13 protein-coding genes are annotated in these 16,415 nt (G+C 66.0%); 5 read left to right on the top strand and 8 right to left on the bottom strand.

Annotated elements, in window-relative coordinates; genetic code table 11:
• Nucleotides 1-34 precede the first annotated feature (34 nt).
• On the bottom strand, nucleotides 35-358 hold the full coding sequence (locus tag DT073_RS16155; RefSeq protein WP_124294400.1) for a WhiB family transcriptional regulator: 324 nt from the start codon (nucleotides 356-358) through the stop codon (nucleotides 35-37).
• A 181-nt stretch (nucleotides 359-539) separates the two neighbouring features.
• Nucleotides 540-1,694, bottom strand: a complete 1,155-nt coding sequence (gene manA, locus DT073_RS06995; protein WP_124292737.1) for a mannose-6-phosphate isomerase, class I — start codon at nucleotides 1,692-1,694, stop codon at nucleotides 540-542.
• Between the two features lie 43 nt (nucleotides 1,695-1,737).
• Between manA and DT073_RS06990 the strand changes: the two genes are divergently transcribed.
• The 4 genes from DT073_RS06990 (at nucleotide 1,738) to DT073_RS06975 (ending at nucleotide 6,692) form a co-directional block, all read left to right on the top strand.
• A complete protein-coding gene (locus DT073_RS06990; protein ID WP_124292736.1) occupies nucleotides 1,738-3,282 on the top strand; it encodes an O-antigen ligase family protein in 1,545 nt (514 codons plus the stop codon).
• Nucleotides 3,279-4,604 carry an O-antigen ligase family protein gene (locus DT073_RS06985; protein ID WP_124292735.1) on the top strand — a complete coding sequence of 442 codons (1,326 nt, stop codon included), beginning with the start codon at nucleotides 3,279-3,281 and terminating at the stop codon, nucleotides 4,602-4,604. Before DT073_RS06990 ends, DT073_RS06985 begins: the two co-directional genes overlap by 4 nt.
• A gap of 50 nt (nucleotides 4,605-4,654) precedes the next feature.
• On the top strand, nucleotides 4,655-5,650 hold the full coding sequence (locus DT073_RS06980) for a glycosyltransferase (RefSeq protein ID WP_124292734.1): 996 nt from the start codon (nucleotides 4,655-4,657) through the stop codon (nucleotides 5,648-5,650).
• Nucleotides 5,651-5,720: 70 nt separating this feature from the next.
• The gene (locus tag DT073_RS06975) at nucleotides 5,721-6,692 is read left to right on the top strand and encodes a glycosyltransferase family 2 protein (protein WP_164478165.1); all 972 of its coding nucleotides are present in this window, start codon (nucleotides 5,721-5,723) and stop codon (nucleotides 6,690-6,692) included.
• A gap of 21 nt (nucleotides 6,693-6,713) precedes the next feature.
• Here DT073_RS06975 and DT073_RS06970 read toward each other — a convergent pair whose 3' ends face one another.
• From DT073_RS06970 to glf, 5 genes are read right to left on the bottom strand one after another with little or no spacing between them, the layout of a single operon-like run.
• Entirely contained in the window at nucleotides 6,714-7,448 is a 735-nt protein-coding gene (locus tag DT073_RS06970; protein WP_124294399.1) for an ABC transporter ATP-binding protein, read from the bottom strand.
• Nucleotides 7,448-8,239, bottom strand: a complete 792-nt coding sequence (locus DT073_RS06965) for an ABC transporter permease (RefSeq protein WP_124292732.1) — start codon at nucleotides 8,237-8,239, stop codon at nucleotides 7,448-7,450. The genes DT073_RS06970 and DT073_RS06965 overlap by 1 nt, the downstream gene beginning before the upstream one ends.
• 40 nt (nucleotides 8,240-8,279) lie before the next feature.
• Nucleotides 8,280-10,328 carry an acyltransferase family protein gene (locus tag DT073_RS06960; protein WP_124292731.1) on the bottom strand — a complete coding sequence of 683 codons (2,049 nt, stop codon included), beginning with the start codon at nucleotides 10,326-10,328 and terminating at the stop codon, nucleotides 8,280-8,282.
• A 5-nt stretch (nucleotides 10,329-10,333) separates the two neighbouring features.
• A complete protein-coding gene (locus DT073_RS06955) occupies nucleotides 10,334-12,217 on the bottom strand; it encodes a glycosyltransferase (RefSeq protein WP_164478164.1) in 1,884 nt (627 codons plus the stop codon).
• A 29-nt stretch (nucleotides 12,218-12,246) separates the two neighbouring features.
• Nucleotides 12,247-13,383 carry a UDP-galactopyranose mutase gene (gene glf, locus DT073_RS06950; RefSeq protein WP_124292729.1) on the bottom strand — a complete coding sequence of 379 codons (1,137 nt, stop codon included), beginning with the start codon at nucleotides 13,381-13,383 and terminating at the stop codon, nucleotides 12,247-12,249.
• Nucleotides 13,384-13,550: 167 nt separating this feature from the next.
• Here glf and DT073_RS06945 point away from each other — a divergent pair, with 167 nt between their 5' ends.
• A complete protein-coding gene (locus tag DT073_RS06945) occupies nucleotides 13,551-15,497 on the top strand; it encodes a DUF6541 family protein (RefSeq protein ID WP_353681955.1) in 1,947 nt (648 codons plus the stop codon).
• A 9-nt stretch (nucleotides 15,498-15,506) separates the two neighbouring features.
• On the opposite strand, the gene DT073_RS06940 is transcribed toward DT073_RS06945, so the two are convergent.
• Nucleotides 15,507-16,298, bottom strand: a complete 792-nt coding sequence (locus DT073_RS06940) for a glycosyltransferase family 4 protein (RefSeq protein ID WP_164478163.1) — start codon at nucleotides 16,296-16,298, stop codon at nucleotides 15,507-15,509.
• Between the last annotated feature and the right edge of the window lie 117 nt (nucleotides 16,299-16,415).

Genomic DNA, 16,415 nt, shown 5'->3' with positions numbered 1-16,415 from the left:
AAGGGGACGCCGCAGCATCCCCTCGTTGTCGTCGTCAGCCGGCCCGCCGCTTGAGCTTGCGGCGCTCCCGCTCGCTCAATCCGCCCCAAATACCGAACCGCTCGTCGTTCTGCAGCGCGTACTCCAGGCATTCGGTGCGAACATCGCACGAGGAGCAGATGCGCTTGGCATCACGGGTCGAGCCGCCCTTCTCGGGGAAGAACGCCTCCGGATCGGTCTGCGAGCACAGCGCGTCGGTCTGCCAGCCGAGCTGGGTCTCTTCGTCTTCGACGACGGGGCGACGAACGCCCGGGACCCCCAGCTGAACCGGATCGACGAACCAATTGTCGGGAACGCCGGAACGGTATTGCGCCGCCATCTCGTTCTCCCACCTGTCATCCACGCCCTGCTGCGTGTACGAGTAATTACACCCGTGTAGTTCGCCGTGGTCAAGTCGCAGATCGTAAACCCTCAACCGGCGGGTGAATCTTCACGACGCGCCGTCGGCGTGTCGCGGTTCGATCACGCCGCGGATGATTCCGGCGAAGATGAGAGAAGTCTCACCGGCCGGGTTCGGCGAGGAAGACGCGACCGGTGCCGTGGAGCACGACGGCGCGCTCGTCGGGGGCGACGAGAACCGCACGACCGGGCCGGAGAGGCACCGCATCGCCGCTGCCGCCGGCGACCGTCACGTCGCCCTCGGTGGCCACGACGAGCGCGGTGCCCGACAGCGGCACCTCGACGGCGTTCCCCCGCACCTCAGCCGTGGTCAGCGCGAAGTCGGCGACCGGCACGTCGTAGCGGCCGATGCCCTCGCCGTCGGGGCGCGGCCGCACCACGCGGGCAGGCCCGGGTGCGGTGTCGACGATCGAGAGCAGTTCGTCGACGTCGATGTGCTTGGGCGTCAACCCGCCCCTCAGCACGTTGTCACTCGCGGCCATGATCTCGACGCCGAGACCCCGCACATAGGCGTGGAGCACGCCCGCATCGACGAACAGCCCCTCTCCCCGACGGAGGGTGACGAGATTCATCAGCAGCGCTACCACGATGCCCGGGTCGCCGGGGTGATCGGCGATCAGCTGCCGGGCGTTGTCCAGTTCTGCGGCGAACTCCTCCGAGCGCGCCGCCCGCACCGCCCCGAGCAGGGCATCGAGATCATCGGAGGTCGCCCCGGAGAGCGCCCACGTCAGAGCCGCGCGCAGACCCGTCGACGGGTCGGCTGCCGCGAGCGCCGCCTCCAGCGGAGCAGCGGCGTCGCCCAGCGCCATCAGCAGCCGCCGGGTGGCGGCGACGTCGCGAAGCCCCGCCATCGCGACGAACTCGTCGGAGACGGCGACGATGAGCTCGGGTTTGTGGTTGAGGTCGCGATAGGTGCGGTGCGCGGCATCCACCGGGATGCCCGCCTCGTCTTCACGCGCGAACCCCTCCTGTGCCTGCGCGATCGTCGGATGCGCCTGGATCGACAGGGCGGATGCCGCAGCGAGGAGCTTCAGCAGGTACGGAAGCCTGGCCGGGGCTCCGGCCGCACGGCCCTCCTCGGCCAGCCACTCGTCCAACGACCGCCCCCCGACGACCCGCGCCGGCGACCCCGGGTGGTCGCCGAACCACACCTCCGCCTCGGGGCGGCCCGAGGGCTCGCGTCCTTCGAGCTCGGCCAGAAGGGTGGTCGACCCCCAGGCGTAGTCACGGGGATCGTTCGCGATCGGCACCAGCATGGGTCCAGCCTAGGAGGCCCGCCGCCGGTAGCCTGAATGCACCATGGCCGTCCACACGAAGCATCCGGTCGCGGCACGCCCCGGCCCGCCCGTGCGCGAGAAGACAGGGCACCTGCTCCTGCGCGCATGGTGCATCTTCGTCCTCGCCTCGATGCTGGCCGGTGTCGCCTGGGTCCACGTGCTCGGCGACGCCGGCGCCGGAGTGCTCATGATCTCAGCCGGCGTGCTGTCGCTGACGGCCTGGGTCGCCATCCGCCCGCCGTTCCAGTGGCGGCGGCTGCCCTGGTTCGCCGTGGCGTACGTCGCCTGGGCGGCACTGTCGGTGGCGTGGTCGGCGTGGATCGGCACGACCGTCCTCACCTGGCTCCTGCTTGCGCTCACCACCCTGCAGGGCCTGTTCGTGGGGGCGATGCTGACCTGGCGCGAGATCGTCCGCGCCGTGGCCTCGGCGCTGAAGTGGGTGCTCGGGCTGTCGCTGCTGTTCGAACTCGCGGTGTCGCTCTTCGTGCAGGGGCCTCTTCTTCCCGGCTTCGTCCTCCCCGACCCGAATGTCGACTACGACCCCATCGTCTACTGGTCGCGCGACAACCTCTTCGACGGCGGACGCCTCCAGGGCCTCATGGGCAACGCCAACCTCCTCGGCCCCGTGGCCCTCCTCGGCATCATCGTCTTCGCGATCCGCTTCGCCGCTCGCGCCCCTCGCCGGGTGCTGCTCATCGGCTGGATCGCCCTGGCCGCGTTCCTGTACGTGCGGGCCGCGTCGGCCACGGCGTTCCTCGCCGGCGCGCTGGCCCTCATCGTGCTCGTCACGGTGCTGCTCATGCGCCGCACCCGCCGCCCCGGCGAACGCACGCGCTGGTACATCGCCTACGCCGTCATCGCGATCGGCGGCGCCGTGTCACTGTGGGTCTTCCGCGATGTGCTGTTCCGCGCCGTCGGACGCGAGAGCGACCTCACCGGCCGCCAGGGCATCTGGCAGGCGGTGCTCGAGCGGGCGAACGAGCGCCCCCTCGTCGGGTGGGGTTTCGCCACCCCCTGGCTGCCGTCGGAGCCGCTGTTCGACCGGTGGATCGTCGATCACGGCGAGACCGTGATGCAGGCGCACAACATGTGGCTCGACGTGTATCTCCAGCTCGGCATCATCGGCGTCGTCATCTTCGCCGCGGCTCTGCTGGCCTTCATCTGGCGGGCGTGGTTCTTCGCCGTCGACCGCCCCCGGTGGGACCTGCGCGCAGACCGGCCCTACTCCCCGCTCACGCTCCTCCCCACCCTCGTCGGGGCGATCCTCCTCGTGCAGGGGGTCGCCGAGTCCACGCCGCTGCTCATGTGGGGCTGGATGTTCCTGGTGATGCTCGGCGGCAAGATCAAGCAGGCCCCGCACGTCGGGGTGGGCCCGACAGAGCGCTCGCTCGCCATCGAACGCGGCGAGCTGATGCTCGACACCGTCCGCTCCGACAACCCCCGCCCCCGCGGGCCGGTCTCGGCGCCTGTCGGTGCGGTGCCCACCGATGCGGTGAGCGACTCCGCGGCCAGCACGCCCGCACCCGGCACCGCCGCACCGGACATCGACGCGAAACCGGCACCGTGACGGCAGCGGAGGCGGGCGCGCCCCACCGCGGGTGGGTGTCGCATCTCCTCGACTCGGCCGCGTTTGCCCGGGCCTATTCCCTCTGCGTCCTCGGCGCGGTGTTCTCCGGTTTCCTGATCGAGCGGATGACCGGGCGCGTGACGTACGTCACGATCCTCACCGTCCTCTGCCTCCTCGGCGGCGCGATGCTCTTCGTCCGCCGCGGGGAGATCTCCCTCCTCAGGCTCGTTCCGACCACCCTCATACTCCTCGCGGGCTGGGCCTTCGTCAGCATCTTCTGGAGCTCCGACCCGGCGGGATCGTTCTGGGGGTGGCTGTCCTTCGTCGCCGTCGCGTTCCTCGCCGTCACGCTCGGCCATGTGCGCGACACCCTGCAGACCGCCCGGGCTCTCGGCGACGTCCTCCGTGTGCTGCTGACGGTGTCACTCGGTGTGGAGATCCTCAGCGGCATCCTTCTGGACACCCCGTTCCGCTTCCTCGGCATCCAGGGCAACATCGCCCAGCTCGGGCCCATCCAGGGCATCTTCGGCACCCGCAACGTGCTGGGGTTCGTCGCTGTGCTCGCCCTCATCACCTTCCTCATCGAGTACCGCACCCAGTCGGTCAGGCCCGGAACGGCGCTCTACTCCGTCATCCTCGCGGGGTCCCTGGCCGCGCTCAGCGACTCCCCCACCGTGCTCGTCCTGGCCGTCGGGGTGGGGCTTGCCACCGCCGCACTGGCACTCGTGCGCCACACCGCCCCGGCCCGCCGCGGTGCGGTGCAGGGGGCGCTCGGCGCCCTCGTCGTCATCGGCATCGGCGTCGGGTACGTCGCCCGGCAGCCGATCGTCACGTTTCTCGGCGCCGGCACGGATTTCTCCATCCGGGTCGAACTGTGGAACCGCATGGTCGACCTGATGCGCTTCCGTCCCGTGCAGGGGCAGGGATGGTACGGACCCTGGGATGTCGACGAGTGGCCCTTCAACGCGCTCAATGCCCTGACGCGCACGAACCACGCCACGGGGCTCAACGCCTACCTCGACGTGCTGCTGCAGGTCGGGTGGGTGGGACTTCTGCTGTTCCTCGCGTTCTGCACCACCGCCCTCGTGCGCGCGTGGCTCGACGCCAGCGAGCGCCGGTCGGTGATTTACGCCTGGACACCCCTGATCCTCGTGGCGTTGCTGATCGACTCGCTGTTTGAGAGCTTCACCCTCTTCGGCATCGGATGGCTCATGCTCGTCCTCTGCGCCGTGCGCGCCGGGCATTCCCGCTCCTGGCGCGAGCGCCTGGGCACCCCCGACGATGTCGGCCCGGCGCTGCCGGTCTTCGACGTGCCGCGGTAGCGGAGCGTTCACCCGGTGTTCGGATGCGCCGCTGTTAGAATCCTCGCGCCATGACACTCGCCGACGCACGCCCGGAACAGACCGTGACTGAACAGTTCTCCCCGGCGACGGCGACCATCGCCATCGTGACCTTCAACCGTTCGGGGCTCCTCTCCCGGCTCCTCGAGAGCATCGAGCGGATGGACCCGAAGCCCGGCCACGTCGTGATCGTCGACAACGCTTCGACCGATGACACCGGCGACGTCGTCGAATCCTTCCGCGAGCGCCTCGGCACCCAGCTCGTGTACCGCCGAATGGACACCAACACCGGCGGATCCGGCGGCTTCAGCGAGGGGATGCGGGTCGCCTACGACCTCGGCTCGACCTGGATCTGGCTGATGGACGACGACGTCGAGGTCATCCCCGACGGCCTGGCGAAGATGGGCAAATGGGCTCCGCGATTCAAGAGCATCCAGGGCCGCCGCTACGACTACGACGGCAGCGAGTTCTATTGGCAGTACCGGATCGCCGAGCCGCTCGGCATCCCGATCCCCTTCGCTCCCGCGAGCTTCGACGCTTCCGGATTCAAGGAGATGAACTCGGGATGCTTCGAGGGGATGTTCATCCACCGCGACATCGTCACCGAGATCGGCCTTCCCGACCCCCGCTTCTTCATCTACTGGGACGACCAGGTCTACGGGTGGCTGGCATCGCGGAAGACCACCTCGGTGATCGTCGACGAGTTCGTCCTGCGGCGGACGCGCGAGATCAAGCAGTGGGACATGGGCATCCGCCACATGAACGCCTCGAGCAACGCCTACCGGTACTACATCATGCGCAACCGGGCCCACATCAAGCGCTACTACCGCTCCCTCGGCGTGTACAACCCGGCGCTCTTCGGGCTCGGCACGGCGCTCACCTTCGGCAAGGAGCTGATCCGGCTGCTCTTCGTGGAGCGGACGGTGCGCGGCACCTCGCACCTCTTCCGCGGGCTCCGCGACGGCCGCAAGATCGCGAACGACCGCTCGTGGTCGCCGATGCCGCCGCTGTCCACCGCTCCGCGCTGACGGCCAAGTCGCGATAGAGTCGCCGCGCCGCCTCTGCGCAGCCCACGTTCGACGTCGATCTGGAGCTTTTGTGCCCCCTGCCCCCGCCTCCCCCCGTGTTTCGATCCTTGTTCGCACAAAAGATCGGCCTGTCCTCCTCGCCCGAGCACTGGACGACATGCTCGCTCAGACTCGGTCCGATTGGGAGGCGATCATCGTGAACGACGGCGGGGACGCCGCCGAGGTGCAGGCAGTCGTTGCGGCCCGTGCCGACCCGTTCGCTGAGAGGGTGTCGGTGATCCATCATCAGGACTCGAAGGGCATGGAGGCCGCCGCCAACGTCGCCCTCGCAGAGGCGGCGGGCGAGTTCGTGGTGATCCACGACGATGACGACACCTGGTCTCCGACCTTCCTCGCGGAGACCGTCGGGCATCTGCAGGCTCACCATGACGCCATTGCGGTCGCCGTACGCACCGAGATCGTCGACGAGGAGATTCGTGGCTCGGAGATCGTCGAGACCGGGCGGCGGCCCTTCGGGCCTCCCCACGACGTCGTCACACTGCTCGACCTCCTCCTGATCAATCGCGTGGTGCCGATCGGTCTCCTGGTTCGCTCCGAGGCGGTGCGACGAATCGGTGGATACGACGAGTCCCTTCCTGTCGTCGGCGATTGGGAGTTCAACCTCCGTCTGGCTCGCGCCGGGCGGATCGATTTCCTGCCCGCCACGCCGCTGGCCTTCTGGCATCAGCGAGCGCAGGCGGATGGAGCGCTCGCGAACAGCATGGGCGGCGGGTACGGCGCCCATGCCCGCTATGACCGGCTGGTGCGTGATCGGCAGCTGCGCACGGACCTCGAAGCCGGTGGCACCGGCCATCTCCTCTATCTCGCGATGCTCGTCGACGAAGTGGTGCAGGGAGCCGAGAAGCGCATCGTCGAAGCTCAGCTACAGGCGATGGCCGAGTCCGAGCAGCGCATCGTCACTGAGCTCAGGAATGCCATCCAGCTCTACTCCCCGGCCGCTACGGCGCGGCGAGCGGTCCGCCGGATTCTTCGGCGGTCCTGATCTCGACGGGTTCCAGTCGAATCAGCCGCCGTGGTCCTGGTTGTACTGGCGGAGGACCTCGTCGATCGGGGCGTCGAGGGCGAGCCGGTGCCGGTCGAGGTACAGGCCTCGGCGACAGAATCGGCGGAGATCCCGCTCGTTGTGGGAGACGAAGAAAAGCGTCCGCCCCTCGGCCAGGAGCTCGTCGATGCGCGTGTAGCACTTCTCCCGAAACGCCCGGTCGCCGACGGCGAGGACTTCATCAACCAGCAGGACGGGCTCTTCGAGCTGCGAGACCACGGAGAATGCCAGACGGACCTTCATCCCGTTGCTGAGGTGCTTGTAGGGGGTGTCGACGAAGTCGTCGAGCTCCGCGAAGTCGATGATCCCGTCGAAGCGACGCGAGACCTCGGCCCGTCGCATCCCATGCAGTCCCGCCGTCAGGCGCACGTTTTCGCGAACTGTGAGGTCGCCGACGAAACCCCCGGTGATCTCAATGAGTGGTGCCACTCCACCGTTGACCCGAACCGATCCTTCGTCGGGGAGCAGAACCCCGGCAACCAGCTTCAGCAGCGTCGACTTCCCCTGACCGTTTCGCCCGACAACCCCGATGGACTCGCCGGGGGAGACGGCGAAGGACACGTTCCGCAGAGGCCAGAACTCATCCGGCGCCGTTCGGCGGTTGGACCCGGCGAAGAGGTCCTTGATGTTTCGGCGGCCTCTGCGGTTCCGACGGAACCGCACCCCTAGGTCGTCGGCCTCGATCGCGTTCACAATCAGAGCTCCTTCAGCACGGGCCGCTCGAGGCGCCGGAACACCAGCACACCCACCCCGAGGAAGACGAAGCTCATCAGTGCACCGACGACGACAGAGAGGGTGTCCCACTGCTCGGGGAAGAAGCCCACCCGGTAGAGAGTGAAGATCCCCGCCAGCGGATTGAAGGCAGCGATCTCGTGGAAGGGCGCCGGCAGGTCGGAGACGCCGTAGATGATCGGCGACGCGTAGAAGAGCGCTCGCAGGATCAGGCGAGTGGTACGTTCCAGGTCGCCCCAAAGGGTGCACAGGGGAGCGACAATCAAGCCGAGGCCGAGCAGCAGGACGGTCTGAAGGATAACCGCCACCGGGAACCAGAGAATGCCCCAGTCCAGCGTCGCTCCACCGACGATCGCGAAAAGTGCGAGCACCGGCAGGGAGAAGAGGAACTCAATCCCCTTGCTAAGGATGATGCGCGTAACCCAGATCGAGCGGGGGATCGATGTCGAGCGGACGAGCCGCGCATCCTTGTTGAACGCCTTGGTGAAGTCGGTCACCGCTGCGTTGAACCACACCCATGGCAGCAGTGCTGTGATGAGAAAGACGATGTACGGCTCTTCGCCCACGCCGCGGCCGAACACCTGAGTGAAGACGAACCAGTAGATCCCCGCCATCACGAGGGGATCGAGCACAGACCAGAGGTACCCCAGGGCGCTCGTGGCGTAGCGAACGCGCAGGTCGCGCGCTGAGAGCAGCCACAGCGAGTGCAGGTAGCGACGCGTAGACCCGGGGGCGCCGACTGTCGCTGAACTCACGGAGAGAGTCTAGGCCGCTGTACCGTGCGCGAACGGCGACTCACCATCCTGGAAGCTCCTCCACCGCGGCCTCCACCGCCGGAGCCAGAGTTCGGGCATATGCCCAGCTCAGGTGGTTGTCGTCCATGTAGACCGCGACGTTGCCGATCACCGGCTCGCAGATGCCGTTGGGGCAGAGGTACTCCGTCAGATCAAGGATGTGAACACGGTCTGACTCGAGCCGTTCAGCAGGGTTCCACTTCGCAAGTACGTCGGAGCGTTCTCGTTTGCACAGCCCGCTCTCCGGCCCGTGTTCTTCGATGCACCCGAACATATCGACCTCGAAGCGCGGATTGTCTCGGACAAGCAACACCTGTGTCCGTTCCGCGGAGACGCGATCGATCACGTCGTCGAGGCCCCGGGGCACCCGCTCCCCCGATCCCTCGGGTTCGGCTTTCGTACCCATCATGACCACGAGGTCCGGCTCAAGCCGCTCGGCGTAGCGGATAGCCGCCTCCTGCCACGTCAGACACGAGGTGCTGGAGGGCCGCGTCTCACGCACCGACAGAGAACATCCGCCTTTGAGGATGGCCACCATGTTCCAATCCCGTTCCTCCGCAACGGGAAGAATGGCACCCATCCACTGTTCCGCATGCGAATCCCCCAGGACGAGGACCGTCGGCGCGTCGGCGGAGTCGGCGAGGGTCTGGGTACAAGTTTCCCGAGCGGCGGCCTGAGTTGGGCGGAACTCGCCGGAACAAGGTTCATCAAGATGGACCCATTCCTCGTCGAGAGCTGAGCCATATGGGATGAGATCCGCGTCAGCGGAGGTCTTGATGGTGAGCCACGGCATCAGGACCGCTGCACCGGGATTCTCGACCGGCTCGATGTTGGCCGCTCGCCACCGCTCGTATCCCTGCCAACCGGCGAGTGGGACGGTCACGATCGCCAACGTTGCCACCACGACCCCAGACGACCAGCGGAGCCGATCTGTCCGCGACAGTAGGGGCCGCTCGACGATGACATGCACGAGCAGCGCGGCTAGAAGGGATAGCCCGATGACGGCCGCGCCCTCCAGGAAGCCCAGGTGCGAAGTGTCGAGCACGATGAGAGCGGCGACCAGAATCGGCCAATGCACCAGGTACAGCCCGTAGGACAGCGGCGCCAGGAGCTGGAGCGGGCGCGAGGAGAGGAAAGCCGTCGGAGCGGCCGTCGTGGCACTCCCGCCCGCCAGGAGCAGGGCGACCGCGCACAGCGTCGGCCACAATGCGGCGTAGCCCGGGAACTCTGTGCCGACGTTCAGCACCACACCGCACACGAGCAGACCGACCAGGCCGAGCCAAGCGATCGCATGCACCACCGCTCGGGGCGGGCGCAGGGCTGGCGCGGCGGCCGCGGCGAGACTGCCCAACGCGAACTCCCACAGCCGCGCGCCGGTGTCGAAGTACGCGAACTGCTGATTCTCCGTGGTCAGCACGACCGAGTATGCAAGCGACGCGATGAACACGACCCCGAACACCACACCCACGCTTCGACGGGCGGATGCGCCCAAGCGGCGCCCGACCGCGATCGCGCTGACCAGAAGAAGGGGCCAGAGGACGAAGACCTGTCCTTGGATAGAGAGCGACCAGAAGTGCTGAAGAGGGCTGAGCGTGTCGACGTCGCGGGAGTAGTAGTCCGCCGACGAGAACGCGAGCTCCCAGTTCTGCACGTAGAACAGCGAGGCCCACGCTTGCGACCACATGGGTGGCCAGGTGGACGGTGCCCACGCAAGTGCCATCCACCCCAGTACGGCCAAGATGACGGTCGACGCCGCCGGAAGCAGGCGCGCGAACCGCCGGACGATGGTCGACAAGATCGCGGCGGGGGCGCCCCTTTCCGCACGGCGCAGGAACGCATCCGTCAGGAGGAAGGCGGAGACCAGAAGGAAGACGTCGACGCCGCCGGAGACGCGGCCGATCCACACGTGGTAGACAACGACGAGAGAGATCGCGAGGACGCGGAGTCCATCGATGTCGGCGCGCCGCACGGACGGGGCGAGGCCAGCCGGGGTCAGACGCTGAGGCTCCGTGGTCGTTAGAGGAGAATCGGTGATCAGGTGTGCTGCCATGCGACTCAGCTCGAGTTACCCACCTGAAGGATCTTCGCCCACGCTTCCGCAGAGGTGAGGTCCGGCACCGCCGCACGATACGAATCCTGCAGCGTCTTCCACTGACGACGCAGACGCAGGTTCAGCCTCAGGCTTCGAACCAGGAAGCGACGCATCGTGGCGCGGTCACGCTGGTACCAGGCGACGCCGACACCGTCGGGAGAGGTCACGAGCGCCGAGTCGATGTCTGCGAAGCGCCACCATGTGATGTCCGGCGCGGGAATGATCCGCTCCGGGTTCTCCCTGCTTCCCACCGCTTCTTTCAGCAGAAGTTGGCGAATTGCGACACGGACGGCGAGTGCAAGGGCGGCCAGGGGGTTGGTGGGTCGACGCACTGCGCCGAAGAAGACACGCGATGACCGCCGGACGGGGGGAAGAGTGGAAAGGTCCTCAACGACTCGGGCGTCCGAGTAGGACTCCCGCAATGAACGCGCCTCGGCTTGCTTGGAAGCGAGTGACTGAGGCAGTGCACTCGGACCGGCGAACACATCCTGAAGAGCCTGGTGCCGCAACCGAACCGTCGAGTACTGAAGCATGAAGAGGAGCTTCACATCACCCAGGAAGGAGTGCAGAGGAAGGTAGCCGCCGTCTGCGACATGCGAGCGTAGGAGGCCCGTCAGGATTCTGTTCCGATGGATGAAGTACTCCTCCCAGGTGCGCGTGGGGTCTTTGTCGTGCCATGCCATGTGCCAGACCGCCACTCCAGGCATGCAGACGGTGGGATAGCCGCGTTCGAGCGCACGTAAGGAGAACTCGATGTCGTCGAACTTCAGGAACACCGGTAGCGACAGCCCGATTTCACGGAGCACCTCCGTAGGGATGAGACACATCCACCAACCGTTGAAGTCGGCGTGGAGGCGACGGTGCAGTTCGGACGTCGACCGAAGAGGATCCTCGGCGAAATCGTGGTCGTACTCGCTCCCCCCGGAGGGCAACATCCAAGATTTCCGCGAGTCCCACACCTCACCCTGGGTGTAGAGCACTGAACGGTCATCCAGGTGGAGCATCCCTCCCCCAACAATCGTTGGTGCGGACGCGAAGTCGGCGAACCGAACGGCGCGGGCGATCGCCTCCGGCTCGGAGATGGCATCGTCGTCGAGAAGGAGAACATAGCGCGAGGCGCCATCGAGAGATTCCAACATCGCTCGAGAGAAGCCCCCCGAACCACCGAGGTTTGGCTGACGGAGAAGATCCAGTCGATCCCCGAGCCGGGCCGCCGCGGCGCCGAAACCCGGCTGAGCCTCCACCAGGTCCGTGCCCTGGTCGACGACGACCAGCCGGTCGATGACGTCGTGCACATCCGGGTTCTCACCAACGGCGATGATCTGATTCAAGCAGTACGTCGGGCGGTTGAAGGTCGTGATGCCGACTGTTGCGCGACCCGGCGTCCAGTCATCCGTTGCGGCGACCTGCCACTCTGCGGAGACGAGAGTCGCGTCAGCCTGACCGCAAGCGATGTCGAACCAGTAGTAGCCCCCGTCGACGAACGACCGCAGCGGAAGGTCAAATTCCACCGTGTCATTCTCGAATTGCTTCGAGGCAACCGCCGTCGCTCGTCCCCGGGCCGTTGACTTGTAGACGGACAAGAGGCCCTTGCCTTTGAGCTCCACCACGAGCGTGATCTGGCGCACGCCGGTCCAGCGCTGCCAATAGCTCGCCGGGAAAGCGTTGAAATACGTGCTCAAGGACACACGCTTGTGTGCGTAGATTCGAATGGAGCGGCGATCTAGGATCTCGTACGCTTCTCCGGGCTGCGACCCGTCTGAGGTGCCTGTGTCGACATAGAGAGCGGAGACCTCCGCGACTCCCTCCACAGGGAACACCGTGCGGTTCACGACCACCCGTTCCATCACTGCCTTCATCGAGAAGGGCCTGCCTTTCACGCTAGGTGGTTGTTCCACATCGACAGCGCTGATCCAATCGCCATGTGCATGTCCAGGTACTGATACGTGCCCAAGCGACCGCCGAAGTGCACGTCGGGCTCCCCCTCCGTCAGACGGCGGTAAGCAAGCAAACCAGCGCGGTCATCGGGCGTGTTCACGGGGTAATACGGCTCATCACCTTCCGCGGCGAAGCGTGAGTACTCCCGCATGATGACTGTTCGGTCAGCGGGATAACGCTGTGATCGCTCAGGGTGGAAGTGCTTGAACTCGTGTATGCGGGTGTAGGGCACATCAGCATCGGCATAATTCATGACGCTCGTGCCTTGGAAGTCTCCGACTTCGAGCACCTCTTCCTCGAAATCAAGTGTCCGCCAGGACAGCGACCCTTCCTGGTAGTCGAAGTAGCGGTCGACGGGACCGGTGTACACGATCGGGAGCTGACCCACCGTGGCCCGCTTGTTCAGCGGCTGGGCTTCGTCGAAGAAGTCCACGTTCAACTTCACGTCAATTTTCGGGTGGTCGGCCATGCGCTCGAGCCACGCGGTGTAGCCATCGACCGGGAGTCCTTCCCAGGTGTCGTTGAAGTACCGGTTGTCGTATCCGTATCGGACGGGCAGCCTGCTGATCACCTCGGCAGGGAGGCTCCGAGGATCCGTCTGCCACTGCTTCGCCGTGTAGTCCCTGATGAACGCCTCGTAAAGGGGCCGACCGATTAAAGCGATCGCTCTCTCTTCGAGATTGGCCGCGTCCTTGGCATCGAACTCTTCTGCCTGGCGACCGATGAGCTCTCGTGCTTCTGCGGGTCCATAGGCTGCTCGGAAGAACTGGTTGATGGTTCCGAGATTGATCGGAAGAGGGAAGACCTCACCCTTGTGATTCGTGTACACACGATGGACGTAGTTGGTGAAGGCCGTGAAGCGATTCACGTACTCCCACACCGCCGGATTGGACGTATGGAAGAGGTGGGCTCCATATCGATGCACCTCGATTCCCGTCGAACCCTCGAACTCGCTGTAGGCATTGCCGCCGATATGGTCGCGCCGGTCGATAACGGTGACTCTGCGGCCAGCGGCTGCGGCGCGCTCGGCGATTGTCAAGCCGAAGAAGCCTGAGCCGACGATGAGGAGATCCATGGAGAGTGAGGCCTTTCCGGCGCGTCCGCGCCCGTAACAGTGTACTTGGGCCGCTCATCGCGCCCGGCGGGGCTCAGGATGCTCCCCACTCTGCTGGATAAGGTGATATTGCCTCGTGGGGGCTGCTAGCGCCTGCCATCGGCGAAACATAGAGGAGGTCGTCGGTGATGTCGTGGTGGGTACTGGCGGCTGTGTGCGCGGCAAGTGTGGCGGTCGTCGCTGTGCCTGGGTCCCTGCTCGGTCTTATCCTCGGGCTGCGTGGGCTTCAGCTCTGGGCTCTCGCATGGCCATTCGGCGGGACGGTGATCGCAGTCGCCGGCGTCATCTCAGGGGTCCAGGGTCCGCTGCAGTGGTGGGCAGCGCCGTTTGCCGTGTCCTTCATCATCCTGGCCATTGCGTGCTCGGTCATCCGGGCCTTTGTTCGCCCCCGCCCTATTCCGGCGTCGGCCGCATCGGAGGTTCGGCCCCGGGGCGGTCCCCGCGACCGCTCTGTCTTGTTGTCTTTGGGGATCGCCGCTTCGATCATCTCCGTGCAGCTGGCAGTCATATTCGGCGACCCGCAGGCGATCTCGCAGACGTTCGACAACGTCTTCCACCTGAACGCTGTTCAATACATCGGAGATACGGCGAACGCATCCCCCCTCCACGTCGGGGGCATGACGAGTGCGTCTGGCGCGGCTGCGTTCTATCCCGCCCTTTGGCATGCGTCCGTGAGCCTCATCGCGGAAACTACAGGCGCGCCGATCGCCTTAGCGGCGAACGCCTTCGCCCTCACGATCTCGGCCTTCGCCTGGCCAGCCGGTGTTCTGCTTCTCACGCGTACCGTCTTCCGGCCAAGCGGCGTCCTGACCGTTGCCGCCGGCGTGCTCAGCGCGGCGTCGCCCGCGTACCCGGTATTGATGATCGACTACGGGGTTCTTTATCCGTATCATCTGGCTCTCGCGTTCCTCCCCGCCGCTGTAGCTTCAGCGCTCCCTGTCATCGGAGTCGGGTCGACGGAGCAACCACGTTGGCTTTGCGCCCTCGCCACACTCGGCTCGCTGCCTGCCCTCGTCCTCGCCCATCCGAGCGCCTTCGTAGCGTGGCTCGTGTTTGTCGGCGTGGGGGCAATCACGAGCTACGTTGCGTTGCTCGTTACACGGCCCCCTCGGCTACGCGTGATCCGCGCGACCGTATGGCTTGTCCTGTTCGCGGTCGTCGCCGCCGCAAGCTGGAAATTGCTCAAGCCGCCGCCAGGATCCCGTTTGTGGCCGCCCACGGAAACGCTTGCTCAAGCGCTCGGTGAAGCCGCCACGGCCTCTTACTACGGGGCGGCTATCCCTGCTCTGCTCTCGCTGACCCTGGTCATTGGTGTCGTGACCGCCGCGAGGAGGCACACCGCCGGCGATATCTGGATACTGGCGGCCGCGGCCGCGGGAACGCTTCTCTACCTCGCGGTGAGCTCGTTCGACTGGTGGACACTCAGGGACCTTCTCGTGGCCAGTTGGTACAACAATGCCCCGCGCCTTGCCGCTATCATGCCCACTTTGATCGTGCCGGTAGCTGCAAGCGGTGCGGCTACGCTATGGCACTTGCTGAACAAGAGGTCCCTTCGGGACGCCGCGTTCCCACGAAAAGCGGCAGCGGCGATCGTACTGGGTGCTCTCCTCGTTGCGCAGGTTTACGCGTCTGGCTCGTCCACCGTCAACGCTGGCCGCTCCTATGCCGCGGGGCCTGGTGCGCCGCTGTTGACGGATGACGAGCAGGAGCTACTCCAAGAGGTCGACCGCTACGTTCCGCCAGACGGAGTCATAGCAGGCAACCCGTGGACGGGCACCGCTCTGGCCTATGCGCTTGCGGACCGACGCGTCTTGCTCGCCCACACGATCGCCGAGTCGAACCCTGACATCGAGCTAATCAACAATGAATTGCGCACAGCGGTTCCTGGGTCACCCGTGTGCGATGCGTTGTCCAGAGAAGGGGTAACTCATGTGCTGGACTTCGGCGACCAGGAGGTGCATGGCGGAGCTCACCCGTATCCGGGGCTGGAGCGCCTCCGTTCGTCCGCCGCTGTCAAGCTGGAAACCGCCGTCGGATCAGTCTCTCTCTACGAAGTGACCGGCTGCGATGGGTAACGGTGACGGCTAGCTCTCCGTGGGAAGGTCAGTCGGGCGAAGGCCAGCGACATTCAGAAGGGCGCGTGCATTATTTTCCACGGTGACGCTCAACAGGCGGTCCCGCGCGCGGTCGACTCTCCGTTGTGCGGCGTCCAGGTCGCTCATCACTCGTAGCACCTGATGCGCAAGACCATCGACATCTCCCGGTGGCGCGTACAGCGCATCATCGGCCATCGATGCACGGACTCCACCTATGTCTGTCGATACGACCGCGGCTCCGCTCAATGTTGCCTCGGCAGGCGGTAAGTGCCACCCCTCGGCATCGCTGCCGCACAGGTATACCTGCGCTGTCTGGTAAAGGGACCGCAGCTCGGACGGCGACGGGTCAGGCACGTATCGAACCACGTCACTCGCGACAGGGGATTCGGTTGCCTGTCCGAATGCCACTACCTCGGTTCCCGGCCTGAGTTGCGCTAATGCCTCTAAGGCGGCGACGACGACGTCCGGCCGCTTGTAGTCGTGAGGGGAGAGCAGCGACAGAACCAGGTGGCGTCGGTCTTTCAGCGGCGGACCCGGAGGAAACGCTGTGGGGTCCAGCGCATTCGGCAGGAGGTGGCTGGAAACACCCGCCATCCGGCACTTCTCCTCTAGCCACGGGGCGATAACGATGCGCTCGTCGACCGATCGCCACGCCGAGAAGATGAACTCCTCGGTCGCGGCCCAGGTCTCGAAATGCTGGATGAGGGCGAGCGATTTTGCTTTACGGTCTTCTGCGTACCTGGCGACGAACGGGGTTGTCTCGACCGCCGTTGCGATCACGGCGTCCCCAGGCCGAACGCGCATTGCCGGGAGCAAAGGGGATGCGTGGGTCGCGACTTGGGGAGAAACCTCGAACCAGGGGACCTGATCGCGGCGCCAGCGACGTCGACCTCCCAA

This window comes from Microbacterium sp. ABRD28, from assembly GCF_003850245.1.
Taxonomy (GTDB): Bacteria; Actinomycetota; Actinomycetes; order Actinomycetales; family Microbacteriaceae; genus Microbacterium.
This window is presented reverse-complemented; position numbering and strand designations above follow the sequence as displayed.

Excerpts from the sequence above, each read along its gene's own strand:
- manA (WP_124292737.1), bottom strand. The coding sequence starts at position 1,694 with ATGCTGGTGCCGATCGCGAACGATCCCCGTGACTACGCCTGGGGGTCG.
- DT073_RS06945 (WP_353681955.1), top strand. The coding sequence starts at position 13,551 with ATGTCGTGGTGGGTACTGGCGGCTGTGTGCGCGGCAAGTGTGGCGGTC.
- DT073_RS06980 (WP_124292734.1), top strand. The coding sequence starts at position 4,655 with ATGACACTCGCCGACGCACGCCCGGAACAGACCGTGACTGAACAGTTC.
- DT073_RS06990 (WP_124292736.1), top strand. The coding sequence starts at position 1,738 with ATGGCCGTCCACACGAAGCATCCGGTCGCGGCACGCCCCGGCCCGCCC.
- glf (WP_124292729.1), bottom strand. The coding sequence starts at position 13,383 with ATGGATCTCCTCATCGTCGGCTCAGGCTTCTTCGGCTTGACAATCGCC.
- DT073_RS06955 (WP_164478164.1), bottom strand. The coding sequence starts at position 12,217 with ATGGAACGGGTGGTCGTGAACCGCACGGTGTTCCCTGTGGAGGGAGTC.
- DT073_RS16155 (WP_124294400.1), bottom strand. The coding sequence starts at position 358 with ATGGCGGCGCAATACCGTTCCGGCGTTCCCGACAATTGGTTCGTCGAT.
- DT073_RS06960 (WP_124292731.1), bottom strand. The coding sequence starts at position 10,328 with ATGGCAGCACACCTGATCACCGATTCTCCTCTAACGACCACGGAGCCT.